This window comes from Enterobacter cloacae complex sp. OE43NF, from assembly GCF_023544405.1.
Taxonomy (GTDB): domain Bacteria; phylum Pseudomonadota; class Gammaproteobacteria; order Enterobacterales; family Enterobacteriaceae; genus Enterobacter; species Enterobacter cloacae.
In genome coordinates this window covers 159,072-183,771 of record NZ_JAMJFW010000002.1, presented here as the reverse complement: position 1 = coordinate 183,771, position 24,700 = coordinate 159,072, and the positions used below count along the sequence as shown (strand labels likewise).

25 protein-coding genes are annotated in these 24,700 nt (G+C 55.9%); 11 read left to right on the top strand and 14 right to left on the bottom strand.

Features of this window, described 5'->3' with window-relative positions:
- Nucleotides 1-8 precede the first annotated feature (8 nt).
- Entirely contained in the window at nucleotides 9-1,184 is a 1,176-nt protein-coding gene (locus M8370_RS02260) for a CynX/NimT family MFS transporter (protein WP_013097065.1), read from the bottom strand.
- 99 nt (nucleotides 1,185-1,283) lie between these two features.
- Between M8370_RS02260 and M8370_RS02255 the strand changes: the two genes are divergently transcribed.
- Entirely contained in the window at nucleotides 1,284-2,075 is a 792-nt protein-coding gene (locus tag M8370_RS02255) for an AraC family transcriptional regulator (protein ID WP_038979869.1), read from the top strand.
- On the opposite strand, the gene M8370_RS02250 is transcribed toward M8370_RS02255, so the two are convergent.
- The gene (locus tag M8370_RS02250) at nucleotides 2,059-2,505 is read right to left on the bottom strand and encodes a DUF441 domain-containing protein (RefSeq protein ID WP_008500737.1); all 447 of its coding nucleotides are present in this window, start codon (nucleotides 2,503-2,505) and stop codon (nucleotides 2,059-2,061) included. The genes M8370_RS02255 and M8370_RS02250 overlap by 17 nt on opposite strands.
- Before the next feature lie 145 nt (nucleotides 2,506-2,650).
- On the opposite strand from M8370_RS02250, the gene yoaI reads away from it, so the two are divergent.
- Complete coding sequence (yoaI, locus tag M8370_RS02245; protein ID WP_020690334.1) at nucleotides 2,651-2,755, top strand: small membrane protein YoaI; 105 nt, start codon at nucleotides 2,651-2,653, stop codon at nucleotides 2,753-2,755.
- Between the two features lie 21 nt (nucleotides 2,756-2,776).
- Here yoaI and M8370_RS02240 read toward each other — a convergent pair whose 3' ends face one another.
- From M8370_RS02240 to yeaG, 3 genes are all read right to left on the bottom strand, one after another.
- Nucleotides 2,777-3,277: a YbaK/prolyl-tRNA synthetase associated domain-containing protein gene (locus tag M8370_RS02240; protein WP_013097062.1), complete on the bottom strand. Its 501-nt coding sequence runs from the start codon at nucleotides 3,275-3,277 to the stop codon at nucleotides 2,777-2,779.
- 114 nt (nucleotides 3,278-3,391) lie between these two features.
- Complete coding sequence (locus M8370_RS02235; RefSeq protein WP_013097061.1) at nucleotides 3,392-4,675, bottom strand: YeaH/YhbH family protein; 1,284 nt, start codon at nucleotides 4,673-4,675, stop codon at nucleotides 3,392-3,394.
- Nucleotides 4,676-4,749: 74 nt separating this feature from the next.
- Nucleotides 4,750-6,684: a protein kinase YeaG gene (gene yeaG, locus M8370_RS02230; RefSeq protein WP_013097060.1), complete on the bottom strand. Its 1,935-nt coding sequence runs from the start codon at nucleotides 6,682-6,684 to the stop codon at nucleotides 4,750-4,752.
- 431 nt (nucleotides 6,685-7,115) lie between these two features.
- Between yeaG and M8370_RS02225 the strand changes: the two genes are divergently transcribed.
- Nucleotides 7,116-7,862 carry a MipA/OmpV family protein gene (locus M8370_RS02225; protein ID WP_013097055.1) on the top strand — a complete coding sequence of 249 codons (747 nt, stop codon included), beginning with the start codon at nucleotides 7,116-7,118 and terminating at the stop codon, nucleotides 7,860-7,862.
- 91 nt (nucleotides 7,863-7,953) lie between these two features.
- Here the strand turns inward: M8370_RS02225 and M8370_RS02220 are convergent, their stop codons facing one another.
- Together M8370_RS02220 and gapA are read right to left on the bottom strand one after the other, a co-directional pair.
- Complete coding sequence (locus M8370_RS02220) at nucleotides 7,954-8,838, bottom strand: D-hexose-6-phosphate mutarotase (RefSeq protein WP_250020435.1); 885 nt, start codon at nucleotides 8,836-8,838, stop codon at nucleotides 7,954-7,956.
- 72 nt (nucleotides 8,839-8,910) lie between these two features.
- Nucleotides 8,911-9,906: a glyceraldehyde-3-phosphate dehydrogenase gene (gene gapA / locus M8370_RS02215; RefSeq protein WP_013097053.1), complete on the bottom strand. Its 996-nt coding sequence runs from the start codon at nucleotides 9,904-9,906 to the stop codon at nucleotides 8,911-8,913.
- 341 nt (nucleotides 9,907-10,247) lie between these two features.
- On the opposite strand from gapA, the gene msrB reads away from it, so the two are divergent.
- A complete protein-coding gene (gene msrB / locus M8370_RS02210) occupies nucleotides 10,248-10,661 on the top strand; it encodes a peptide-methionine (R)-S-oxide reductase MsrB (protein ID WP_013097052.1) in 414 nt (137 codons plus the stop codon).
- A gap of 41 nt (nucleotides 10,662-10,702) precedes the next feature.
- Nucleotides 10,703-10,981 (top strand): YeaC family protein, encoded by a 279-nt coding sequence (locus M8370_RS02205; protein WP_013097051.1) that lies wholly within the window; start codon nucleotides 10,703-10,705, stop codon nucleotides 10,979-10,981.
- A gap of 60 nt (nucleotides 10,982-11,041) precedes the next feature.
- Here the strand turns inward: M8370_RS02205 and chiD are convergent, their stop codons facing one another.
- The 4 genes from chiD to sppA form a co-directional block, all read right to left on the bottom strand.
- Nucleotides 11,042-12,298 (bottom strand): chitinase ChiD, encoded by a 1,257-nt coding sequence (chiD, locus tag M8370_RS02200; protein WP_058661054.1) that lies wholly within the window; start codon nucleotides 12,296-12,298, stop codon nucleotides 11,042-11,044.
- A gap of 171 nt (nucleotides 12,299-12,469) precedes the next feature.
- Nucleotides 12,470-13,111, bottom strand: coding sequence for a bifunctional nicotinamidase/pyrazinamidase (pncA, locus tag M8370_RS02195; protein WP_250020434.1), 642 nt, complete (start codon nucleotides 13,109-13,111; stop codon nucleotides 12,470-12,472).
- A gap of 9 nt (nucleotides 13,112-13,120) precedes the next feature.
- Nucleotides 13,121-14,137, bottom strand: coding sequence for an asparaginase (gene ansA, locus M8370_RS02190; RefSeq protein WP_013097048.1), 1,017 nt, complete (start codon nucleotides 14,135-14,137; stop codon nucleotides 13,121-13,123).
- Nucleotides 14,138-14,200: 63 nt separating this feature from the next.
- Nucleotides 14,201-16,057 carry a signal peptide peptidase SppA gene (sppA, locus tag M8370_RS02185; RefSeq protein WP_020690337.1) on the bottom strand — a complete coding sequence of 619 codons (1,857 nt, stop codon included), beginning with the start codon at nucleotides 16,055-16,057 and terminating at the stop codon, nucleotides 14,201-14,203.
- A gap of 167 nt (nucleotides 16,058-16,224) precedes the next feature.
- Here sppA and M8370_RS02180 point away from each other — a divergent pair, with 167 nt between their 5' ends.
- From M8370_RS02180 to M8370_RS02170, 3 genes are all read left to right on the top strand, one after another.
- Nucleotides 16,225-16,776: an NAD(P)H nitroreductase gene (locus M8370_RS02180; RefSeq protein WP_013097046.1), complete on the top strand. Its 552-nt coding sequence runs from the start codon at nucleotides 16,225-16,227 to the stop codon at nucleotides 16,774-16,776.
- Nucleotides 16,777-16,892: 116 nt separating this feature from the next.
- Nucleotides 16,893-17,936, top strand: coding sequence for a selenide, water dikinase SelD (gene selD, locus M8370_RS02175; RefSeq protein ID WP_014831513.1), 1,044 nt, complete (start codon nucleotides 16,893-16,895; stop codon nucleotides 17,934-17,936).
- Nucleotides 17,937-17,940: 4 nt separating this feature from the next.
- Entirely contained in the window at nucleotides 17,941-19,848 is a 1,908-nt protein-coding gene (locus M8370_RS02170; protein ID WP_038979877.1) for a DNA topoisomerase III, read from the top strand.
- Between the two features lie 57 nt (nucleotides 19,849-19,905).
- Here the strand turns inward: M8370_RS02170 and gdhA are convergent, their stop codons facing one another.
- The gene (gdhA, locus tag M8370_RS02165) at nucleotides 19,906-21,249 is read right to left on the bottom strand and encodes an NADP-specific glutamate dehydrogenase (RefSeq protein ID WP_020688396.1); all 1,344 of its coding nucleotides are present in this window, start codon (nucleotides 21,247-21,249) and stop codon (nucleotides 19,906-19,908) included.
- A gap of 228 nt (nucleotides 21,250-21,477) precedes the next feature.
- On the opposite strand from gdhA, the gene M8370_RS02160 reads away from it, so the two are divergent.
- Nucleotides 21,478-21,750 (top strand): YnjH family protein, encoded by a 273-nt coding sequence (locus M8370_RS02160; RefSeq protein ID WP_250020433.1) that lies wholly within the window; start codon nucleotides 21,478-21,480, stop codon nucleotides 21,748-21,750.
- Here M8370_RS02160 and M8370_RS02155 read toward each other — a convergent pair.
- Nucleotides 21,710-22,126 carry a pyrimidine (deoxy)nucleoside triphosphate diphosphatase gene (locus tag M8370_RS02155; protein ID WP_062857261.1) on the bottom strand — a complete coding sequence of 139 codons (417 nt, stop codon included), beginning with the start codon at nucleotides 22,124-22,126 and terminating at the stop codon, nucleotides 21,710-21,712. The two genes, M8370_RS02160 and M8370_RS02155, sit on opposite strands and share 41 nt — an antisense overlap.
- 75 nt (nucleotides 22,127-22,201) lie before the next feature.
- On the opposite strand from M8370_RS02155, the gene M8370_RS02150 reads away from it, so the two are divergent.
- Nucleotides 22,202-22,771, top strand: coding sequence for a carboxymuconolactone decarboxylase family protein (locus M8370_RS02150; protein WP_250020432.1), 570 nt, complete (start codon nucleotides 22,202-22,204; stop codon nucleotides 22,769-22,771).
- Nucleotides 22,764-23,381, top strand: a complete 618-nt coding sequence (locus tag M8370_RS02145) for a CDP-alcohol phosphatidyltransferase family protein (RefSeq protein ID WP_250020431.1) — start codon at nucleotides 22,764-22,766, stop codon at nucleotides 23,379-23,381. The genes M8370_RS02150 and M8370_RS02145 overlap by 8 nt, the downstream gene beginning before the upstream one ends.
- On the opposite strand, the gene M8370_RS02140 is transcribed toward M8370_RS02145, so the two are convergent.
- On the bottom strand, nucleotides 23,378-24,685 hold the full coding sequence (locus tag M8370_RS02140; RefSeq protein WP_250020430.1) for a sulfurtransferase: 1,308 nt from the start codon (nucleotides 24,683-24,685) through the stop codon (nucleotides 23,378-23,380). The two genes, M8370_RS02145 and M8370_RS02140, sit on opposite strands and share 4 nt — an antisense overlap.
- Between the last annotated feature and the right edge of the window lie 15 nt (nucleotides 24,686-24,700).

Below are 24,700 nucleotides of genomic sequence, written 5' to 3'. Positions count from 1 at the left end.
CACTGTTTTTAGCGGGGCGTGATCTCCCGGTCTCGCCCGGCAAGCATGCCGCAGATGGCCATCACCACCGAGGCCAGCGCGCAGGCCAGAAGGGGGATCTGCCAGTCACCGGCGGTATCGTGAATTTTCCCCATCAGCGGAGGCCCGCAGGCGGCCAGCAGATAACCAATCGACTGCGCCATACCGGACAGTGCCGCCGCCTGATGGGCAGAGCTGGCGCGCAGGCCGATGAACGTCAGACCGAGGATCATCGTTGCTCCGGTGCCAAAGCCAAACACCAGCGTCCACACGACTGCCAAATCCGGTGCAAACCAGAAACCGGCCGCACTCACTGCGCACATCAACGCTACGGCGCCGGCGATCCCGCGCTGATCGTTCAGGCGATGCAGGATCAGCGGTACGGCAAGGCCCGGAATGGCCGTGGCCAGCTGTAAGAGTCCGTGCATGGAGCCCGCCTGCGCTTCGCTGTAGCCGTGGCTGAGTAATATCGCGGGTAACCAGCCGATGATGACGTAGTAAATCAGCGAGTTAATGCCGAGAAAGAGCGTCACCTGCCAGGCGAGGGCAGAACGCCATATGGCGCGGTTGTGCAGCGCCCCTGCACCGGTCACCGTAGCGACCTGCTTCTGGCGCCACTGCGGCAGCCAGAGCAGCAGCGCCAGCAGGGGAAAGATCATCAGCATTAGCAGCGCGCCATGCCAGCCTGCGGCTCCCTGAGCGAGAGGAACAATCAGCGCCGAACCGAGCGCCGCCGAAACGCCCATCGTCAGGGAATAGGCCCCGGTAAGGCGGGCAACCTGGCCGGGAAAGTCGCGTTTGATTAAGCCCGGTAATAGCACATTCCCGAGCGCGATCCCGCAACCGATCACCGCCGTGCCGGTAAACAGCAGGGCCGCAGAGGGCAGAGAGCGCACGGCAATCCCGGCGCAGATCAGCAGCAGGGCGAGGAACAGGCTGCGCTCCATGCCGATACGCCGTGCTACGCCCGCGGCAAGCGGCGAGACAAGGGCAAACGCTAATAGCGGCAGGGTGGTTAGCAGGCCGGTTTGCGCGGTGGTTAATCCATATTCAAGGCGAATGGTATCGAGCAGCGGCGCTGCTCCGGTAAAGGTGACGCGAAGCGTCGTGGCAATCATCAGAATGCCGGCGATCAGCAGCGCGCCTTTGCGAGTAGCAGTAGTCATTGTTTTCTCATACGTTCAGGCGAGCGCACACAATACCGATTTTCGCCGTGGTTGAAATCAGGCTAAAATGACAGTTTATCGCTAATATCGGACAACCTGATGAACGGTCTGGGACTCGACGGCTACGATCCTGATAGCCAATTCGATGCGGCGGTCGCGTTTCGCATCCGCGTGGTAGCGCAGGAGCAATATATTCCGCTCCATCAGCACCGCAAAGGGCAGCTGATTCTGGCGCTGGGGGGCGCAATCACCTGTGAGGTAGAAAATGCCATGCTGATGGTACCGCCCCAGTATGCCGTGTGGATCCCCGGGCAGATGCCCCACAGCAACAGGGCCACGCCAGGTGCGCAGCTCTGCTTTTTGTTTATTGAACCGGGTGCCGTCAGTCTGCCGGACCGGTGCTGTACCCTGAAAATATCGCCGCTGGTTCGGGAGCTGATTCTGTCGCTGGCGGGAAAAACGCGTGAGCAACTGCCGCTTGCCACCACCTCGCGTCTGGTGGATGTGCTGTTTGATGAACTGCCGCTCCAGCGACAGGAGCATTTACAGCTGCCTGTTTCCCCTCATCCTAAAATTCGGTTGATGAGCGAAAAGATGGCGGAAGAGCCCGCCGCGTGGCAGACGCTGGCGCAATGGGCGAACCACTTTGCCATGAGTGAGCGCAACCTGGCGCGGCTGGTGGTCAAAGAGACGGGCTTAAGCTTTCGCCGCTGGCGTCATCAGCTGCAGTTGATTGTGGCGTTGCAGCTGCTGATTGGCGGGAAGTCAGTTCAGCAGGTGGCGCAGTCACTTGGTTATGACTCCACCACCGCCTTTATTACGATGTTTAAAAAGGGGCTGGGGCAAACGCCCGCGCGCTATATTGCCAGCCTGACTACGACTTCCCAATAAACAGCGAAACCAGCCCGGCGGCAATGAGCGGGCCCACCGGAACGCCGCGAAAGAGCGCCACGCCAAGCACCGTTCCCACCAGCAGGCCAGCCACCAGCGAGGGCTGGCTGCTCATCAACGTGACGCCGCGACCACCGAGCCATGACACGAAAATCCCCACCGCGATAGCCACCAGTGATTTCCAGTTAACAAACGAGTGCAGCAGCGTTGAGGCCGGAAGCGTGCCGCTGGCAATGGGGGCCATCACCCCAATGGTCAAAATGATTATCCCGATCGTCAGGCCTTGTTTTTCTATCCACGGGAAAAAAGTGTTTAACGGGGTTACGCGCACAATGATCAACACCAGGATCGAGATGGCGACGGTGGTGTTATGGCTGATAAAGCCGAGTGCAGCGAGTGCCAGTAGAATAAGCAGAGTAGGGTCAAACATGAGGAGTCCTTGCCAGAATAGTAAGCCTGCTTACTTTACGCGGAAAAACGGCTAACGACAGTGTTTTAAAAAAAATAGGAGATTGTCATATCCGTGTCATTTGCAGGGGATAAAACGGCATCAGGCATCGCAAAGGGTCGCTAAGATGAACGATCACATGTTTGTTGAAACGCTGATTATCTCCTCATCGTTTTTCGCTATTGCGGTGATTTTGATCGCATCAGTTCTGTTTCTGGAAAAGAGAGGCTGACAGCGGCGTCAGCCATCACGGTCACGCTTTACGAAACGTCACCAGTTCAGGGCGGGCAATGCGCAGATAATCCTGGGTATCCATGATCACGGATTTTTCCAGCAGACCGGCATTGAACGCGATTTCGTCAAAACGCTCGAACAGGAGCGGGTCGGCGACCAGCGTCAGATCCGGATGGAAGCTAAACGGTGGAATAGCGCCAAACACGCAGGCGGTCAAATGATCGACTTCGGCCGGGCTTGCGAGAGAGGCTTTTAAGCCGCCGAAATGGCTGGCAAGCTGGCTCAGGTCGGCCTGCTGGTCAGCGGCCAGGATCGCCAGAACGTGTTTTTTTACGCCGTTTCCCTTCACTTTGCAGACCAGCGCTTTTGCGCCTTGCCCCAGATCGGTTCCGCGGATTTCGCTTACCGCTTCGCATTTTCCTACGGCCTCGTGCTCCATCACGCGAAAGCGCGCACCTTGCTGCGTTAACAGCGAAATGAGTTGCTGGTGGGTAGCCGTACCCTTAACCTCATCAGACATAGTCAGTTTACCTGTTATCTGCCAATACGCAGTTTCCAACAGTAGCACAGATCTTTTTGCGAAGGGGATGGATGAAAGGGAAAGAAAACAGCCAGCGTGTCGCTGGCTGTGTGGTCAGGCATTGCTGGTGGCCGATTGCTTGTGGAACAGCTCCCTGAACACCGGATAGATATCATCCTGGTCACGGATGTGTTGCATGGCGAAATTTTCGAACATCGATTGCAGATGTTCATATTCACGCCACAGCGTCTGGTGAGCACGACGCGTGATTTCGATATAGCTGTAGTAACGCACCACCGGCAAAATTTTCTTCGCCAGAATGTCGTGACACAGCGGCGAATCATCCGCCCAGTTGTCGCCATCCGACGCCTGCGCGGCATAGATGTTCCACTGAGCCGGATCGTAACGCTCTTTCACCACCTCATCCATCAGCTTCAGGGCGCTCGATACGATGGTGCCGCCGGTCTCCTGTGAGTAGAAGAACTCATGTTCATCCACCTCTTTGGCCTGGGTGTGGTGGCGAATATAAACCACTTCCACGTTCTTATAGGTTCTGCTCAGGAACAGATAGAGCAGAATGTAAAAACGCTTCGCCATATCCTTGGTGGCCTGGTCCATTGAACCGGAGACGTCCATCAGACAGAACATGACAGCCTGACTCGAAGGCTCCGGCCGTTTTTCGTAGTTTTTATAGCGCAGGTCGAAGGTATCAATAAACGGTACCCGCTCAATCTTCGCCCTCAGCTCGGCAATCTCTTTACGCAGGCGCTCCTCTTCCAGCAGTTGCGCTGGTTCTGTGTTTTCTACCACCTTCAGGCTGCTTTCCAGTTCGCGCAGTTCCCGCCGTTTACCGGCCGTCATGGCCGTGCGCCGCGCCAGCGAGTTCTGCAGCGAACGAACGACGCTGATATTGGCCGGTACGCCGTTTGCGGTATAACCCGCGCGATGGGTTTTGTATTCGTTAAGCTGACGGTGCTGGTTCTTTTTCAGATTAGGCAGCGCCAAATCCTCAAAGAGCAGGTCGAGATATTCATCTTTTGAGATCTGAAAGACGAATTCATCCTGACCTTCACCATCCTGGCTGGCCTGTCCTTGACCGCTTCCAGAACCGCCGCCGCCTCCTTGTGGGCGCTCGATTCTGTCGTTCTGAACGAAGTGGTCATTACCTGGGTGTACGCGATGGCGCAAGCCGCCACGCCCCTGATGAAACATCGGTTCGCTGATGTCATCGGTGGGGATGGAGACAGACTCGCCGCTGTCGACGTCGGTTACCGAGCGTTTGTTGATGGCCTCGGAGATCGACTGTTTAATTTGCGCTTTGTAACGGCGCAAGAAGCGCTGGCGATTCACCATGCTCTTGTTTTTGCCGTTCAGACGCCGGTCAATAAACCAGGTCATATACCCCCCGTACTGCATTTGCCAACTTGCATTTTGTCGGCCCGGTGAGCGTTAAACGCTACCGGGCACTTGTTTTAAGACGATTTCCGTACGCGCAGATACCATTCGCACAGCAAACGAACCTGTTTGCGGGTGTAGCCTTTTTCCATCATACGGTCGACAAAATCGTCGTGTTTTTTCTGCTCGTCAGTTGAGGTTTTGGTGTTAAACGAAATGACGGGTAACAGCTCCTCGGTATTAGAGAACATTTTCTTCTCGATGACCGTGCGCAGTTTCTCGTAGCTAGTCCAGTTCGGATTACGACCGTTGTTATGCGCTCTGGCACGCAGTACGAAGTTCACAATCTCGTTACGGAAGTCTTTCGGGTTGCTGATCCCGGCAGGCTTCTCTATTTTTTCCAGCTCCGCGTTCAGGGACTCACGGTCAAACAGCTGTCCGGTATCCGGGTCGCGGTACTCCTGATCCTGGATCCAGAAGTCAGCATAGGTGACGTAACGGTCAAAGATGTTCTGGCCGTATTCCGAATAGGATTCCAGGTAGGCCGTCTGGATCTCTTTGCCAATGAACTCGGCATATTTCGGGATCAGATAACCTTTCAGGAACTCAAGGTAACGTTCCGCCTGCTCCTGTGGGAACTGCTCGCGTTCAATCTGCTGCTCCAGCACATAGAACAGGTGGACCGGGTTGGCCGCCACTTCCGCATGGTCGAAGTTAAACACGCGGGAGAGGATCTTAAACGCGAAACGCGTGGAAAGACCGTTCATGCCCTCGTCGACACCCGCGTAATCGCGGTACTCCTGATACGACTTCGCTTTCGGGTCGGTATCTTTCAGGCTTTCCCCGTCATACACGCGCATTTTGGAGTAGATGCTGGAGTTTTCCGGCTCTTTCAGACGCGACAGGATGGAGAAGCGCGACAGCGTTTCCAGCGTGCCCGGTGCGCATGGCGCATGCATCAGCTCACTGTGGTTAAGCAGTTTTTCGTAAATTTTGATCTCTTCGGAGATCCGCAGGCAATAAGGCACTTTGACGATGTACACACGGTCAAGGAACGCCTCATTGTTTTTGTTATTACGGAAGGAGACCCACTCTGATTCGTTCGAGTGCGCCAGGATGATGCCGTTGAACGGCAGGGCAGAGATACCTTCCGTCCCGTTGTAGTTCCCCTCCTGGGTGGCCGTCAGCAGCGGATGCAGCACTTTTATGGGTGCTTTAAACATCTCGACGAATTCCATAATGCCCTGGTTTGCCCGGCACAGTGCGCCGGAGTAGCCGTAGGCATCCGGGTCATTCTGGGCGTAATTTTCCAGCTTACGGATATCGACTTTCCCGACCAGTGCCGAGATGTCCTGGTTGTTCTCATCACCCGGTTCCGTTTTGGCGATGGCGATCTGCTCCAGAATGGATGGCCACACTTTCACGACGCGGAATTTGGTGATATCGCCACCAAACTCATGCAGGCGTTTCGCCGCCCACGGCGACATGATGGTGCCGAGATAACGACGCGGAATGCCGTACTCTTTATCCAGAATTTGCGCATCTTCCTGCGGGTTAAACAGGCACAGCGGATGGTCGTTCACTGGGCTGCGTTCACCGTTGGCGCTCAGTACATAGATAGGTACGCGCTGCATCAGCGATTTCAGCCGTTCAGCCAGCGACGATTTACCGCCACCCACCGGGCCGAGTAAATAGAGGATCTGTTTCTTCTCTTCCAGACCCTGAGCAGCATGCTTCAGGTAGGAGACGATTTGCTCGATGGCATCTTCCATGCCATAGAACTCTTCAAACGCCGGGTATCGGGCGACCACCCGATTCGAAAAGAGACGGGAAAGCCGTGGTTCCTGGGCAGTATCAACCATGTTTGGCTCACCAATAGCCATCAATAGCCGTTCTGCCGCGTTGGCATAGGCACTGCGATCTTGCCGACAGATGGTAAGAAACTCCTGCAGTGTGAACTCTTCGTCCTTGGCAGCTTCATAGCGCTGGCGATAGTGATCGAATATATTCATGGCATGCCGTCCTTTCGTTTTTTAGCACAGGATAAGAGCCGTTCGTATGAGTAGTGGAGGCTCCCGGAAGAGAATCTCTCGCACCTCACTGCCAGAGCAGCAACCTGTGTGCCAGGTCAGACGCTAAGAACCGCGGGGCGTGCAGGAAAACTCTTCTTAAATTAAAGCGTAGATGGCATTTGCAAAACTTGCATGCTGATAAAATCTAATTTCAATGACATATCAATAACTCATCCTAAAATATCCATTGCCGTTATATGTCATACGGGCATTTTTCACCCTGCGGTCACAGAAGTGAAAACGGCCTGTCATCTGAAAAATGAAAAATAGCGGGTTAATCAAACTGATTAGCAGGCAAAAAATTTGGGGAAGTACGGGTCTGGCGGTTACACTTCTCCCGCTGATTATTTGACTACAGGAAAGAATGGATTGTGACCAAACTCAAACTTCTGGCATTGGGCGTACTCGCCGCGACCGCAGTTAGCACCGCACAGGCGGAAAGCCAGTGGACGGTAGGTGCGGGCGTTGGCGTCATTAACAGCCCGTATAAACAGTATGATCGTGATGTTTATCCCGTTCCGGTTGTCACCTATGAAGGCGATAACTTCTGGTTCCGTGGACTCGGCGGCGGCTACTATCTGTGGAACGATACGGCCGATAAGCTCTCCATTATGGCCTACTACGATCCGACGCACTTCAAACCGGGTGACAGCGACAGCCACGCCCTGCGTCGACTCGACAAGCGTAAGAGCACCATGATGGCGGGTCTCTCTTATGTGCATAACACCGAGTATGGCTTCCTGCGTACCGCGCTGGCGGGAGACACGCTGGATAACAGCAACGGCTTTATCTGGGATCTGGCCTGGCTCTATCGCTACACGAACGGTGCGTTAACCCTGACGCCAGGTATTGGTGTGCAGTACAACAGTGAGAACTACAACGACTACTACTATGGCGTTTCTAAGAATGAGTCCCGTCGTAGTGGTCTGAAGAGCTACAGCGCAGATGATGGTTGGGATCCGTACCTGGAGCTGACCGCGAGCTACAACTTCCTGGGTGACTGGAACGTATACGGTACTGGCCGTTACGAGCGTCTGAGCGACGAAGTGAAAGACAGCCCAATGGTCGACAAGTCCTGGGCGGGTATTTTCTCTGTCGGTGTGACCTACAAGTTCTGATTGCGCATTAAAACAGTGCAATCTTTGCATTATAACGGGGCGCTTGCGCCCCGTTTGCATTGTGCTGGTGCGGTCAAAATAATACCGCGTCTTAGCGCTTCACAATGCGAATAGTTTGCCCTAAGCGAGACGGTTTTTCTTCGCTGGCTTTTTGCGCCGTAGTGACGCAGGCCGTTTCGACGCAGACAAACGTTTTGTAACCGTCATCGGGCACGTCGGCCATGCTCACTGAGAGTGCCGGACCTGGGTTCCAGCCCACCACGTTGCTGTGATGATGGTGAATCACTTCGATGCCACGGTTGAGGGCACTGTCGTGGATCACGTTGCACGCTTCCGGATGCAGGTAAACGCGGTCGGTACGGTCAGGGAAGGTCTGCACGCCGTCGCTGAGTTTCCCTTCTTTTGCATTGTCCACTTTGTCGATATAGGTATCGCCAAGGCCGCTCACTTTTACCGCGCTGATATCACCCACGTTGAAGTAGGTGTGCAGGGCAGAGGTCGTTTCAAATTCGCCGTGCGCTTCCAGCTCAATCTCGCAGGTTTTACCCACCTTGAAGCGGGCGTACAGGGTAAACTCGTGCGGCCACAGCGCACGGGTCTCGTCATTGGCCTGAAGCTCAAAAGTCAGCACGGCACCGTTATCATCTTCGTTATGCGCTTTCAGGGTCCACTGCTGGTTGCGGGCAAAACCATGAGAAGGCAGTCCCTGCTGCGCTGACGGGCCAAACCATGGCCAGCAGACAGGCACGCCGCCGCGGATCGCCGCTCCTTTTTTGAAAGAGGTCGCATCGCTCAGCCACAGCACTTCTGTTTCACCTTCCGGTTTCCAGGAGAGCAGGTGGGCGCCGTTCAGCGCAACGGAGGCTTTCACACGCGGGTGGTCAACGACGACAACATCAGCGCCATCAATCTGGCGACGGGAGAGCACAGGGGTAAGTTGTTCGACTACCGGAAGTGCAAAAATTTTATTAATCATTAAGCAATCCTCTGTCTTATAAATAAAAAAGGCGACCGAAGTCGCCTTTTTGGATCAAGCACTCATTCCAGTTTATTTGGAGATGTGAGCGATCAGGTCCAGTACTTTGTTAGAGTAGCCGGTTTCGTTGTCGTACCAGGATACCAGTTTAACGAAGTTGTCGTTCAGTGCGATACCTGCTTTAGCATCGAACACGGAAGTGCATACTTCGCCGTTGAAATCGGTAGATACAACGTCGTCTTCGGTGTAACCCAGAACGCCTTTCATTGGGCCTTCGGAAGCAGCTTTGATTGCTTTCTTGATGTCTTCGTAAGAAGCAGCTTTTTCCAGACGAACGGTCAGGTCAACAACGGATACGTTAGGAGTTGGAACGCGGAACGCCATACCAGTCAGTTTGCCATTCAGTTCTGGCAGTACTTTACCTACCGCTTTAGCAGCACCGGTAGAGGATGGGATGATGTTCTGAGCCGCGCCACGGCCGCCACGCCAGTCTTTGTGAGACGGGCCATCAACGGTTTTCTGAGTAGCGGTGGTCGCGTGAACGGTAGTCATCAGACCTTCGATGATGCCGAAGTTGTCGTTGATAACTTTTGCCAGCGGTGCCAGGCAGTTGGTGGTGCAGGATGCGTTAGAAACGATATCCTGGCCAGCGTAAGTTTCGAAGTTAGCACCACGAACGAACATTGGGGTGTTGTCTTTGGAAGGACCAGTCAGAACAACTTTTTTCGCACCCGCGGTGATGTGTTTACGCGCAGTTTCGTCGGTCAGGAAGATACCGGTTGCTTCAGCAACAACGTCAACACCGATTTCGTTCCATTTCAGGTTAGCTGGGTCTTTCTCAGCAGTAACGCGGATGGTTTTGCCATTAACAACCAGGTGGCCGTCTTTCACTTCAACGGTGCCGTCGAAACGACCGTGAGTTGAGTCGTACTTCAGCATGTACGCCATGTATTCAGCGTCCAGGAGATCGTTGATACCAACGATTTCGATGTCAGAACGTTTCTGAGCAGCACGGAAAACAATACGGCCGATACGGCCAAAACCGTTGATACCTACTTTGATAGTCATATATTCCACCAGCTATTTGTTAGTGAATAAAAGGTTGCCTGTAAAATTACAAAAACCTTACGCAGCGTCAAGCGGAATCGTGTCAATCATTGCGACAAATCAATCCTGTGACTAACGTTTGTGCGACTGACTCGCCTCACTTTCCCTTTGAGCTAGCAACCACATGGGGGTTGCGCCCGGAATTTTAAAGGCCTCGCAGGATAAATATGTGAGCATGATCACAATTGCCTGACCGCCTTTTCGCGACACATAAGTTTAGATCAAAAGTGCACGCAAGGGTGTTAATGTTTTGTTAGAATCCGGGTTAAAAGGTGTCTGTTTCTACAGCGAGATGTAAGCATATGTCGAACCAACGTAACCCTGACGATTTGAAAAAAAACCTCACAGAAATGCAGTTTTACGTGACGCAGAATCACGGCACGGAGCCGCCATTTACCGGGCGTTTACTGCATAACAAACGCGATGGCGTATACCATTGCCTGGTCTGTGACGCCCCGCTGTTCAATTCACAAACGAAATACGATTCTGGCTGCGGCTGGCCGAGTTTTTACGAGCCGGTGAGTGATGACGCGATCCGCTACTTAACTGACTCGTCGCACGGGATGGTGCGTACCGAAATTCGCTGCGGCAACTGCGATGCGCACCTGGGGCATGTCTTCCCGGATGGCCCTCAGCCAACGGGCGAGCGTTTCTGCGTAAACTCAGCTTCTCTGAGCTTCAGCGACGATGAAAACGGCGACCAGATTAAAGGTTGAAAAAACGATTCAGCAAATTATTCCTTTGAAAGGGAGAGATCGTGAATATTGATGACATGATTAACGGTATGACGCCGGAAGTTTATCAGCGTCTGGTCACCGCCGTTGAGCTGGGGAAATGGCCTGATGGCGTTGCCTTAACCCCGGAGCAAAAAGAGAACAGTCTGCAGCTGGTCATGCTGTGGCAGGCGCGCAACAATACCGATGCGCAGCACATGACAATCGATACCAACGGCCAGATGGTGATGAAGAGCAAGCGTGAACTGAAGGAAGAGTTTGGTATCACGCCAAAGCCGATTGCGACGATGAAAATACAATAACGGTGTGGGTTGATGCCCTTACTCAACCCTCTCCTTGTGGGAGAGGGTTTGATTGCCTCATTACTTGTGCGAGATCCCAAGCGACTCTGCCAGCTGCTTCGCTAACTGGTTATTATCATCCGCCCCATACTCCCAGAACATTGCGCCTGCCAGACCTTTCTCTTTGATATAGTCCGCTTTGATAGCGACGGAACGTGGATTCTCATACGAGAGGGCAAACAGATCCTTCCCGTCGGCGCCCTTCACGGAAAGCCACGGCACTTTCGCCTGGTCGTCCCAGTGTTCAGTAAAGCGCTTTTGCGGGTCGTTTAGCAGTTTCTTCACGATATCGTTGTACTTCACGTAGGTATCTTTGGTCAGGTCATAACCGAGTGATCTGAACAACCCGATCTCCTGTGGGCCGAAGTAAGGCTGTGTCACCGGATTGTTTTGCGCATCGGGCTTGCTCCAGTCAATGCCCGGTTCCACAGCGCGTTTTGGCACGCGCCCATAGAAACCAATCCCAAGGTTCATCTGCTGTGGCTTCAGCCCCGCGGCCAGATAATTGTTCACCACAAAATCAACGCTGTATTTATCTGCTGCCGCCACGGTCGGCCAGGCGCTGGAGTCATACAGGTTCGCGTTAAAATACTGAGTGCCGTACGCCATGTCGTAGGTCATCAGGTTGATATAGTCGAGAAGGGGAGCAATGGCTTTCACATCGACCCAGCTTTTCGGACTTTCCGCATTGGCCCCAACCGCAATCGTGACCAGTTTTTTCTGCCCGAAGGCGGCACGCAGTTCTTTCAGCAGGAAGGTGAAGTTATCCCGGTCAGCAGGCGTGCTTGCGACCAGCCCCCATGCGCCGTTTACCGGGTACTCCCAGTCAAGGTCGATCCCGTCCAGACCGTATTTCTCAACAATCTCCTGCGCCGAGCGGATGAACACCGCGCGGCTCTCTTTGGTGGCTGCTGCGCCCGAGAAACCGCGGGCACCCCAGCCGCCGACGGAAAGCAGAACGTTTAAGTTCGGGTTTTGTTTACGAAGCTGTGGGATAAGCGCCAGGTCGGACGCCACTTTCGGAGATAACCAGATCTGATGCAGCTTCGCCGGATCTTTCAGTGCGGCGTTGGTTTCGTCTTTTTCGTTATTGTAGATAAGGCCAAACGAATAGTTCAGGTGGGTGATCTGGCGAACATCAAGCGTATTGATATCGCCGCCGGGTCCGGCAGTAACATCACCACCGCCGTTAAAGTAGCCCACGGACATCAGGGGAGTAGCGTAAGCAACTGACGCGCAAAGCAAGGGTAAGGCTGCCAGCAATGGCAAACGTTTCATAGGTGTTCCTCTTTGACAGAATAAAAATAACCACGCCACAGAAAAAGCGTGGCGAAAAAACAGCCTGAAAAGCATAGCATTGCCGCTTCGCTGGTGATGCGAGGGAGTTCACTTTATGGGGATCGGAGTGGAAATACCGGGAAAGGCGAAGCCGCCCCCCGGCATAAAAGACTACGCCTGCGTCTCCAGCCAGTCTGCCAGCGTATACAGCGTCGCGCCTTCAGCGGCCATATCCATAAACGCCTGCGCGCTGTCCTGCGGTTGAATGTTCACCCCGCGACAGCCGTCGGTGATGACGCTGACCGTATAACCCAACTGGAGCGCGTCCAGCACGGTAAACTTCACGCAGTAATCGGTTGCCAGACCCAGCACAATCAGCTCGGTGATTTCGTGGTGACGTAACCACGCGTCCAGCGCCGTTTTGTGGCGATGTCCGTTATCGAAAAAGGCGCTGTAGCTGTCAATAGCCGGGTTTTCGCCTTTATGAAACACCGCGTCGATGGCTTTCTGATTCAGCAGCGGATGTAGCGCGGCGCCTTCCGTTTGCTGCACGCAGTGATCGGGCCAGAAGGTTTGCGCCAGACCGTCGAGCTCACCCTGGCTGAAGGGTTCAACGCCGTGCTGGCTGGCAAAACTGCCATGGTAGGCCGGATGCCAGTCCTGGCTTGCGACAACGGCTTCACCGCGCGATTTACACCAGTCAATCAGGGTATTGGCCACGTCGACCGTGCTGTCACCTTCTGCGACGGCCAGTGCGCCGCCCGCGCAGAAATCATTTTGCAAATCGACCAGTAACAGGGCGCGTTGCTTCATGAGGTCTCCTTATTCGTCCGGGGTCAGTTCGCCGCGCAGGTTTTGCATCATGGCGCTGCGAATGGACTGGATGTCCAGATCCTGACTCAGTAAATAATGAAGTTTAGTCAGTGTGGCCTCGACGGTCATATCGAATCCGCTGATCACCCCCGCATGCGCCAGGGCGTTGCCGGTGGCATAGCCGCCCATATTGACCTTGCCGGACATACATTGCGTCAGGTTAACCACCACAATCCCGCGCTCGCTCGCTTCCTGCAGCTCTTTCAGGAATTCACTGTTCTGCGGCGCGTTACCCACACCGTAGGAGCGCAAAATCAGCGCTTTTACCGGCTGGCGCAGGAAGTTACGCACCACATCAGCAGAGATGCCCGGATAAATGGTTACCACACCGATCGGCTGCGGAGTGATCGGGTGAACGATCAGCTCGCCTGAGGTGGTCGGCGCAGGCGGCGTGCCCAGACGACGAATATGAATACCCGCTTCCAACAGCGGTTGCAGGTTTGGTGAGGCGAAGGCGTCAAACCCATCGGCGTGCGCTTTGGTTGTACGGTTGCCACGATACAGACGGTTGTTGAAGAACAGCGAGACCTCGTTAATCGGGTAGTTCGCCGCCACATAGAGAGAGTTAAGCAGGTTAATCTGTCCATCCGAGCGCAGTTCCGCCAGCGGAATTTGCGAGCCGGTGACAATCACCGGTTTGCTCAGGTTTTCCAACATGAAGGAGAGCGCCGAGGCGGTAAAGGCCATGGTGTCGGTACCATGCAGGATCACAAAGCCGTCGTACTGGTCGTAATGGGCTTTGATGTCATCCGCGATATGCTGCCAGTCTTCCGGCGTCATGTCGGAGGAGTCCATCAGCGGCTCGTACTCGTGGATGGTAAAGTCAGGCATTTCCGGGCGGTGGAATTCCGGCATCAGGGCAAGCTGACGTTGAAGATGACCGGACACAGGAATATAGCCGTTTTCAGAGCGCTGCATCCCGATGGTACCGCCAGTGTAGGCTACATAAATCGATTTCTTCTGCATGGTAGTGATTTCTTGTTCTTCAAAAGAAAAAAATCCCCTCTTCACCGGAAGAGGGGACGGGGTTTAACGTACGTTTGCGCAGGTCAGGCAAAACGCGTAACGACTTTGTGGATCATTAAACGCCGCGAGCTTATCGCTTTCCGCTTTCATCGCTTTAGCGGCCGTGGCGACAGGCGCTGGCAGATAAGCCTGCAGCGCTTCCGGCAACATGGCGCGCACGGAGACGGACATGCTGTCCATCACCATATCGAAGAACGACGGCTCATCCTGATAGTATTCAACATGCCACTGTTTGAGCTTCGCCAGTTCGGCGGCTTTCTTCACCGCGTCATCAAAGTCACCCAAGCTGTCGACCAGGCCGTTGCTCTTCGCATCCTGTCCTGTCCAGACGTGGCCCTGGGCAATTTCGTCGATCTGCTGCGGCGTCTTTTTACGCGAGTCAGCGACCAGGGTGATAAAGCGCTTGTAGCCATTCTCAATGCTGAGCTGCATCATCTCGGACACTTCAGGTGGCAAGGATTTGGTTACCGACACATCCGCCAGCGGTGAAGTGGCCACACCATCCGTATGCACACCCAGGTAATCCAGGCTGTTCTCTACCGTGTTGATCACCCCGAAGATGCCAATTGATCCGGTCAGGGTGCTTGGGTTAGCGACGATGTAGTTAGCCGGGGTTGAGATCCAGTAACCGCCGGAAGCCGCCATGCCGCCCATGGAAACCACCACCGGTTTACCTGCTGCACGCGCAGCGGCCAGCTCGGCACGGATCACTTCAGAGGCGCTGACGCTGCCCCCCGGGCTGTTCACACGCAGCACAATCGCTTTCACTTTCGGGTCAAGACGCGCGTCACGGATCTGCGACGCGGTGGTATCACCCCCGACGTTCCCCGGAGTCTCCTGACCGTCCATGATTGCGCCATTGGCGAAGACAACCGCAACGCTGTCACCGCTCTCATCCGGCTTTTTCGCCGCGTAATCGTACATGCTGATCGCGCTGTAATTTTTATCCTCTTTGCTCCAGCCGAACTGTTTGCTCAGGGACTTTTCGATCTCCGCGCTGGTTCCCAGGGCATCGACCAGCTTGTTATCAAGCGCATATTTCGCGGTATCGCCGTCAACCTTGCGCAAGCCGTCCAGCACGCCCTGAGCACCAGGGAAGACCTGTGCAGGGGTAATCTGGCGGTTACTGGCAACCGTGGTCAGATAGTTCTGCCACAGCTCACCAATCCAGCGGCTGTCCGCTTCACGGGCGGCAGGAGACATGTCATCACGGATAAATGGCTCCACGGCAGATTTATACGTACCGACGCGGAACACGTGGGTGGTGACCTTCAGCTTGTCGAGCAGAGATTTGTAGTAAAGCCCGTTCGTGGCAAAGCCGTGCAGGTCGACCGTACCCTGAGGCGAAAGCCAGATTTTATTGGCAAAGCTCGCCAGATAATATTGCCCCTGGCTGTAGCTGTCGCCTATTGCGATCACCGGTTTACCGCTGTCACGGAATTCACGCAGGGCTTTGCCGATGTACTGCATGGAAGGCTGGTCGGCCCCGGCAAAATCTTTCAGATCCAACACGATACCCGTAATGTTGCGATCATCTTTTGCCTGACGAATGGTATCGACAATATCGAACAGGGAGTTTTCCTGCAGGCGGTCCGAGGTAGCGCCGAATAGCTGACGACCAATCACTCCCAGACGATTGCTGGTGGAAGGCTTATCGACAATCACGCCGGTGATGTCGAGCAGCAGCGCGCCGCGCGTCGAATGCTGTGACTGGTTTGCGTTACTGATGTGCATCCAGATGCCCGCGCAAACCAGCACCAGGAGGATGAAAACGAGGTTCATCACCAGGTTGCGGACGAAATTGAGCAGTCGCCACGTCCATTTAAAGAAACCGGCAAAGATTCGCCAAAGGGTTCGCATGTATTCTCCCTAACCAGAAAATGACTGTTTCCGTCGCCACTGGACGGTAATGTTGGGTTATCGTAATGACCCAACCGCCACTTGTCAGCAGGAATCGCCTGCCAGGCTGTAACAAAATCTGCCGTCGTGTTAATTTTGTGAGTAAATTTCAAGAAAGGAGTTAACCAATGGACGCACTTGAACTGCTTGTTAACCGCCGTAGCGCGTCACGTCTGGCGGAACCTGCGCCAGCGGGTGAGCAGCTGGAGAACATTCTGCGTGCCGGTATGCGTGCGCCGGATCACGGCACACTTCAGCCGTGGCACTTCTTTATTATTGAAGGTGAAGGCCGCGAGCGCTTCAGCCAGCTGCTGGAGCAGGGGGCGGTTGCCGCCGGTCAGGATGAGAAAGGGATCGATAAAGCCCGTAATGCGCCGTTCCGTGCGCCGATGATTATCGCCGTCGTGGCGAAGTGTCAGGCGGAGCATAAAGTGCCGGTATGGGAGCAGGAGATGTCGGCGGGATGCGCGGTGATGGCGATGCAGATGGCCGCTGTTGCACAAGGCTTCAACGGTATCTGGCGTACCGGGCCACTGACTGAAAGCCCGGCGGTGCGCGACGGACTCAACTGCGGCGAGCATGACAAAATCGTCGGTTTCCTCTATCTCGGCACCCCTCAGCTTAAAGCCTCCAGCACCATTAGCGTGCCGGACACCACGCCTTTCGTCAGCCGTTTCTGATAACGCGCGCTAAACTGTCTGGATTCTGAGCATCTGCCGCAGAATTCAGACAGTCATACTTACCTCTTTAAGGAATGAGCGCTACCATAGCGCGATTGCATTGACAGGAGATGTCCATGAGCGAGCAAACCATTCGTTTAACGCAATACAGCCACGGAGCCGGTTGCGGTTGTAAAATTTCCCCCAAAGTGCTGGAAACCATCCTGCACAGCGAACAGGCGAAGTTTGTCGACCCGAACCTGCTTGTTGGCAACGAAACGCGTGACGATGCAGCGGTTTATGACTTGGGTAACGGCACCAGCATTATCAGTACCACTGACTTCTTTATGCCGATTGTCGATAACCCGTTCGATTTCGGGCGCATCGCGGCGACCAACGCCATCAGCGATATCTTCGCGATGGGCGGTAAACCGATTATGGCGATTGCGATTCTGGGCTGGCCGATCAACACCCTGGCGCCAGAAATAGCCCGCCAGGTGATTGAGGGCGGACGCTTTGCCTGCCAGCAGGCGGGGATTGCCCTGGCCGGTGGTCACTCTATTGATGCGCCGGAGCCGATCTTCGGTCTGGCGGTCACGGGCGTGGTGCCTACCGAGCGCGTCAAACGCAACAGCACCGCGCAGGCGGGTTGCAAGCTGTTCCTCACCAAGCCGCTGGGCATTGGCGTGCTGACCACCGCCGAGAAAAAATCCCTGCTGAAACCCGAGCATAAAGGTCTGGCAACGGAAGTGATGTGCCAGATGAACCTGGCCGGTGCCGCTTTCGCCAATATCGACGGCGTGAAGGCGATGACCGACGTCACCGGTTTTGGCCTGTTGGGGCATCTCTCTGAAGTGTGTCAGGGCGCGGGTGTGCAGGCGCAGGTCTGGTATCAGGACGTGCCGAAGCTGCCAGGCGTGGAAGCGTACATTGCCCAGGGCGCCGTGCCGGGCGGTACTCAGCGTAACTTTGCCAGCTATGGTCATCTGATGGGCGAAATGCCTGAAGAGTGGCGTAACCTGCTGTGCGATCCGCAAACCTCGGGTGGTCTGCTGCTGGCAGTCACGCCGGAGTCAGAAGCCGAGGTGCAGGCAACGGCCGCCGAGTTTGGTATTACCCTGACGGCGATCGGCGAACTGGTGACCGCGCGCGGTGGCCGACCGATGATTGAGATCCGTTAATTCGATGCGGTTGTTTATTGCCGAAAAGCCGAGTCTGGCTCGTGCCATCGCCGATGTGCTGCCGAAGCCGCATCGCAAAGGCGACGGCTTTATTGAATGCGGTAACGGGCAGGTGGTCACCTGGTGCATTGGTCACCTGCTTGAGCAGGCACAGCCAGACGTCTACGACAGCCGCTATGCCCGCTGGAACCTCAACGATCTGCCTATCGTGCCGGAAAAATGGCGCCTGCAACCGCGCCCCTCCGTCACCAAACAGCTCAACGTCATTAAGCGCTTTCTGCATGAAGCGTCTGAAGTTGTCCACGCCGGTGACCCGGACAGGGAAGGACAACTGCTGGTGGATGAAGTGCTGGACTATCTGGAGCTGGCGCCGGAAAAACGCCAGCAGGTGCAGCGCTGCCTGATTAACGACCTCAACCCGCAGGCGGTGGAGCGGGCAATTTCGCGCCTTCGCGCCAACAGCGAGTTTATCCCGCTGTGCGTGTCCGCGCTGGCCCGTGCGCGCGCAGACTGGCTGTACGGGATCAACATGACCCGCGCCTACACGATCCTTGGGCGGAATGCCGGCTATCAGGGGGTACTCTCCGTAGGCCGCGTGCAAACGCCGGTGCTGGGGCTGGTGGTGCGCCGTGATGAAGAAATTGAAAACTTCGTTGCCAAAGATTTCTTCGAAGTGAAAGCGCACATCGTCACCCCGAAAGAGGAGCGTTTTACCGCCGTCTGGCAGCCGAGCGATGCCTGCGAATCGTATCAGGATGAAGAGGGCCGTCTGCTGCACCGTCCGCTGGCGGAGCACGTGGTCAACCGGATCACCGGTCAACCTGCCATCGTCACCAGCTATAACGATAAACGGGAATCCGAACCCGCACCGCTGCCGTTTTCACTTTCTGCCCTGCAGATTGAGGCCGCGAAGCGCTTTGGCCTGAGCGCGCAGAACGTGCTGGATATCTGCCAGAAGCTCTACGAAACCCACAAGCTCATCACCTATCCGCGTTCAGACAGCCGCTACCTGCCTGAAGAACACTTTGCCGGACGCCACGCGGTGATGAACGCCATCGGCGTGCATGCGCCGGATCTGCTGCCGCAGCCGGTCGTCAACCCGGATACCCATAACCGCTGCTGGGACGATAAAAAAGTCGATGCCCACCATGCGATCATCCCGACGGCGCGGGCCAGCAACGTCAACCTGACGGAGAACGAAGCGAAGGTCTATAACCTGATCGCGCGTCAGTATCTGATGCAGTTCTGCCCGGACGCGGTGTTCCGCAAGTGCGTCATTGAGCTGGAGATCGCCAAAGGCAAATTTATTGCCAAAGCGCGTTTTCTGGCGGAAGCGGGCTGGCGTACGCTGCTTGGCAACAAAGAGCGTGACGAAGAGAACGACGGCACTCCGCTGCCGGTAGTGGCTAAAGACGACGAGCTGCTGTGTGAGAAAGGGGAAGTGGTAGAGCGCCAGACGCAGCCACCACGCCATTTCACCGATGCGACGCTGCTCTCCGCCATGACCGGGATTGCCCGTTTTGTGCAGGACAAAGAGCTGAAAAAGATCCTGCGCGCCACTGACGGGCTGGGAACCGAAGCGACCCGCGCGGGGATCATCGAGCTGCTGTTCAAACGCGGCTTCCTGGAGAAAAAAGGGCGCTATATTCACTCCACCGAGCCGGGCAGGGCATTAATCCACTCCCTGCCGGAGCTGGCCGCCCGGCCGGATATGACGGCGCACTGGGAATCGGTGCTGACGCAAATCAGCGAGAAACAGTGCCGTTATCAGGACTTTATGCAGCCGCTGGTGGGGACGCTGTACCAGCTGATCGATCAGGCGCGCAGCACGCCGGTGAAGCGGTTCAGAGGAATGGTGGCACCGGGTGGTGGTGCGAAGAAACCGTTTAAAAAGAAAAAGAGCGCGGCCTGATACCCTCGTTTTTTTCCCTCTCCCTGTGGGAGAGGGCACCCGGCCGCACAATAAACTTTAAATCACACCCTGCCCAATCATCGCGTCCGCCACCTTCACGAACCCGGCGATATTCGCACCACGCACGTAGTTGGTTTGCGAGGCCTCACCGCCGTACTCTACGCAGGCGTGGTGAATATCCAGCATGATGTGGTGCAGACGGGCATCCACTTTCTCCGCTTTCCAGCCCAGACGCGCGGCGTTTTGCGCCATCTCCAGACCGGACGTAGCCACGCCGCCGGCGTTGGCGGCTTTGCCCGGTGCAAACAGTACGCCTGCTTCCAGGAACAGATCGGTCGCCTCGATGGTGGTTGGCATATTCGCCCCTTCGGCTACCGCTTTTACGCCATTGCTGATTAAGGTGCGGGCGGCTTCAACGTCCAGTTCGTTCTGGGTTGCACATGGCAGGGCGATATCCACCGGCACGCCCCACGGTTGTTTACCCTCAAGATAGGTCAGACCAAACTCGCGGGCATAATCGGCCACGCGGCCATCGCGGCTGGCTTTGATTTCACAAAGACGCGCCAGTTTCTCAGCCGTGAAGCCGGCTTCATCCACGACGGTACCGCTGGAATCAGACGCGGTGACCACGCGGGCACCAAACTGCATTGCTTTTTCGATAGCATATTGCGCCACGTTGCCGGAGCCGGAGACCGCCACGCGCATGCCTTCGAAGCCTAAGCCGTGGCGTTTCAGCATCGCTTCGGTGAAATAGACCAGACCGTAGCCGGTCGCTTCCGGGCGGATCAGGCTGCCGCCAAAGGAGAGTCCTTTGCCGGTAAAGACGCAGGCGCTGTTGTTTGAGAGCTTTTTCATCATTCCGGCCATAAAGCCCACTTCACGCCCGCCCACGCCGATATCACCGGCAGGGACGTCGGTGTCCGGGCCAAGGTGGCGATAAAGCTCGGTGATCAGCGCCTGGCAGAAACGCATCACTTCGCCTTCGCTTTTGCCTTTCGGGTCAAAATCACTGCCGCCTTTACCGCCGCCCATCGGCAGGGTAGTGAGCGCGTTTTTAAAGGTCTGCTCAAAGCCAAGGAATTTCAAAATCGACAGGTTCACTGAAGGGTGGAAGCGCATCCCGCCCTTAAACGGCCCGATAGCCGAGTTAAACTGCACGCGCCACGCGCGGTTCACCTGCACCTGATTGCGGTCGTCCACCCACGCCACGCGGAACTGGATCACGCGCTCAGGTTCGACGAGGCGCTCAAGCAAAGACATCTGACGATAACGTGGGTTTTGTTCCAGGAAGGGCCACAGGGTGGTCATTACTTCACGTACGGCCTGCGCAAACTCGCTCTGATGCGGGTCGCGCTGCTGAACATGGGTGAGAAAACTTTCCAGAGTGCGTGTCTGATCCATAGATATAAGAACCTCTTATGATAATTTCCGTATGTGTCTTATACGATTTGTGTTGTTTTTTTGACTATACCACCCGTACCGCTTTGCGAAGCAAGCAGAAATTTATGTCGAAAGGGAAATTAATGACCAGTGCGGCGTCATAACCAAAAGCGATGACGAGATAAATTAAAGGTTCCGCGATGATTAACCGTTATAGTCATTATCAGGACACAACAGGAAGAGAAGTCTATGAACCGTTACGTGATGACCGCGTTATGTTTGATGCTGAGCGCTGGCGCGCAGGCTGACCGCATTCGTCCGGATGTGGAAGTGAACGTACCGCCGGAGGTCTTTAGCTCCAGCGGCCAGAGAGCGCAGACCTGTAACCAGTGCTGCATCTATCAGGATCAGAACTACTCAGAAGGGGCGGTGGTGAAAGCGGACGGCATCCTGCTGCAGTGCCAGCGCGATGAACGCACCATCAGTACGAACCCACTGGTCTGGCGTCGCGTAAAAGAATAAAGGCTTCCAGCAGCGGAATATCCGCCGGGGCTAAGGGGTAGTCAAACGCCTCTTCAGGCGTACACCACACCAGGGCGCTGTGGTAGTGCGCCGTTAGTTCACCGCTGAAGTGGGGCACGTGCCAGGCGTGTAAATGGATTATCCGCTGTGACACTTCCCGCTGGTGGCTTGCCACGTAGTACGACGGTCGCGCGTGGATCCCCAACTCCTCCTGCAGCTCGCGGATCAGCGCTTCGGGCTGCGTTTCTCCGGCTTCCACCTTTCCACCGGCAAACTCCCACAGGCCCGGCTGATCGGCATGCATGGGGCGCTGCGCCAGTAAAATTTTATTGTCTTTTTCGATGATTGCCGCAACGACATCGAGTGTTTTCAGCATGGTCGTCAATACTTGATAGCGAAAAACACCATATTATCGTGCCCTTTCCAGGAGTCCAGTCGTCAGGAGAATTACGTGAAAGAGACATCCCCCTGGGTTGCCCCGGTTGAATCCCTTCCCGCCAGCCTCAAACCTATTGCCGCCATGCAGAAAAAACACTTTGGCGCAGTGCTTAACCCCACGCGCTGGTGGGGACGTATGCCGCGCCTTTTCTGGCTGGTGGCGCTGTTTGTCGGGTTTCTGGAGCGACGCAACGCCCGCCTGACGCCGGTGCTGCGCTCGCTGCTGATGACGCGGGTATCCCAGCTCTGTCACTGTGCATTTTGCATTGATGCCAACAGCCTGCGCCTGGCCGAACGCGCGGGCGCGCTGGATAAAGTGCAGGCCGTCAGCCAGTGGCGTGACGCCGCGCTTTTCAATGAGCAGGAGCGCGCGGCGCTGGCCTATGCGGAGGCCGTGACCGCCACGCCGCCGCAGGTGGATGAGGTGCTCAAACGCGAGCTCAAACGCCTTTTTACCGATGAGACGATTAGCGAAATGACGGCGCTGATTGCGTTTCAAAACCTTTCGGCCCGCTTTAATGCCGCCCTGGATATCCCGGCGCAGGGACTGTGCGACACGTTTAAAGGAAAGCCGCATGCTTGATCGACATATTCATCCCCGGGTAAAGCCCGCCCTTAACCGGCTGGCCTCCTGGCTGGATAAACCCGGCATCACGCCCGATGGCTTAACGTTAACCGGATTTGCCGCAGGCGTGCTGACGCTACCGTTTCTGGCGCTTGGCTGGTATCCGGCGGCCCTGGTCGCCATTGTGGTTAATCGCCTGCTGGATGGCCTGGACGGCGCACTGGCACGCCGCAGAGGGCTGACGGATGCGGGCGGGTTTCTGGATATCGCGCTCGATTTTCTGTTCTACGCGCTGGTGCCGTTTGGTTTTGCCCTCGCGGCTCCCGCTGAGAATGCGCTGGCCGCGGCCTGGCTACTGTTCGCCTTTATCGGAACCGGCAGCAGCTTTCTGGCCTTTGCCGCTCTGGCGGCGAAACACAATATCGATAACCCCGGCTATGCGCACAAGTCGTTTTACTATATCGGCGGATTAACGGAAGGGACGGAAACCATCGTGCTGTTTGTGTTGTGCTGCCTGTTTCCGGCGCACTTCACGATTCTCGCGTGGGTATTTGGCGCGTTGTGCTGGCTGACCACCACAACGCGCATCTGGAGCGGGTATCTGACGCTGCGTTCACTCACGCCCTAGCGCGAACTGTCGGGTCCGCGCTCGCCAGACGACACCGGGTTTTGCGGGTGGCTGCTCCATTCGTACCAGCCACCGTCATAGACGGAGATGTTTTTCCAGCCCATCGCCCGGGCATACATAAAGCCCTCAGAGGCTCGCCAGCCGGTACCGCAATAAAAGGCCACGTGCTGTTCTGGCAGGATGTTCCAGCTTTTCCACATGGCGGCGATGTCATCGGCGCTGCGCATGGTGCCGTCCGGGTTATGGAAATCTTCCATATGGGTGGCATCGCTTCCGGCATGACCCCAGCGGGCACCGGCAATTTCACCTTTGGGTTTGATGTAGCTGTAGCCGCTGGTTTCGCCAGTAAACTCCGGCCACGAGCGAATGCTGACCAGCGAAGCATCCTGGCGATGCAGCATCCCGCGCGCCTGCGCCATATCGATCATCAGCTGTGGCTGACCGGGGATCGGCGCGCCGAAATCGGGAGCGGGTTTGACATCAGCAGGCATCCCTCTTTCCACCGGCAGGTTGGCCTCTGACCACGCTTTCCAGCCACCATCAAGAATACGCACGTCCTTCACGCCCGCGTAGAGCATAATTTGTGCCACGCGGGCGGCGGCATAGACATCGCGACCATACAGAATGACGGTGGTATCGTGACGGATCCCGTGTTTTGCCAGCATCGCTTTCAGTTTGTCGTCAGAAACCTTATTCCACAGCGGCTCGCTTTCCACTTCGTTGGTATCAATATAATCCGCGCCGGGAATGTGGTTCAGCAGATAGAACTTTGGCGCACCCCAGGCGGCTTCAATCACTTTCCAGTCACCGGCCGGGGCGGCTGCCACCGGTTTGCCCTGCGAAAGCTGATAAATCCACTGCGGGTAAACGAGCTGTTCAAAGTGCGGCAGGCGCTGCAGACGCTCAGGGGACCGCAGGGCATCGCTGAGAACGGAAACCCGGGGATAACCGGCTTTCTTCAGGCGGGCGCTCACCGCCTGGTTGTCAGCGTCACTGCCGTAGAGGGCGATAGTCGTTGTGGGGGTAAGCTGATGCTGTTTTGCCCAGCGGCCAATCTGGTCGTCGCTCATCGCGCTCAGCCACGTGGCAGAGAGGTTAAGCGCAGCGGGCTCGTGCCCGGAGGGGGCGCTCAGCGTTTGCGGCCAGCCGTTATAAAACGCACTGGCACGGGTATCGATCGCCGCGCCGTGCTGTTCCTGAAGCTGAGCCAGTGTGAGCGAATGGGGCATATCAGCGGCCATGCAAGAGAGTGAGGCGAGGCCGCAAAGCAGGGCCAGCGCGGTCAGTTGAGAAACACGTTTCATCGAATAACCTGACGT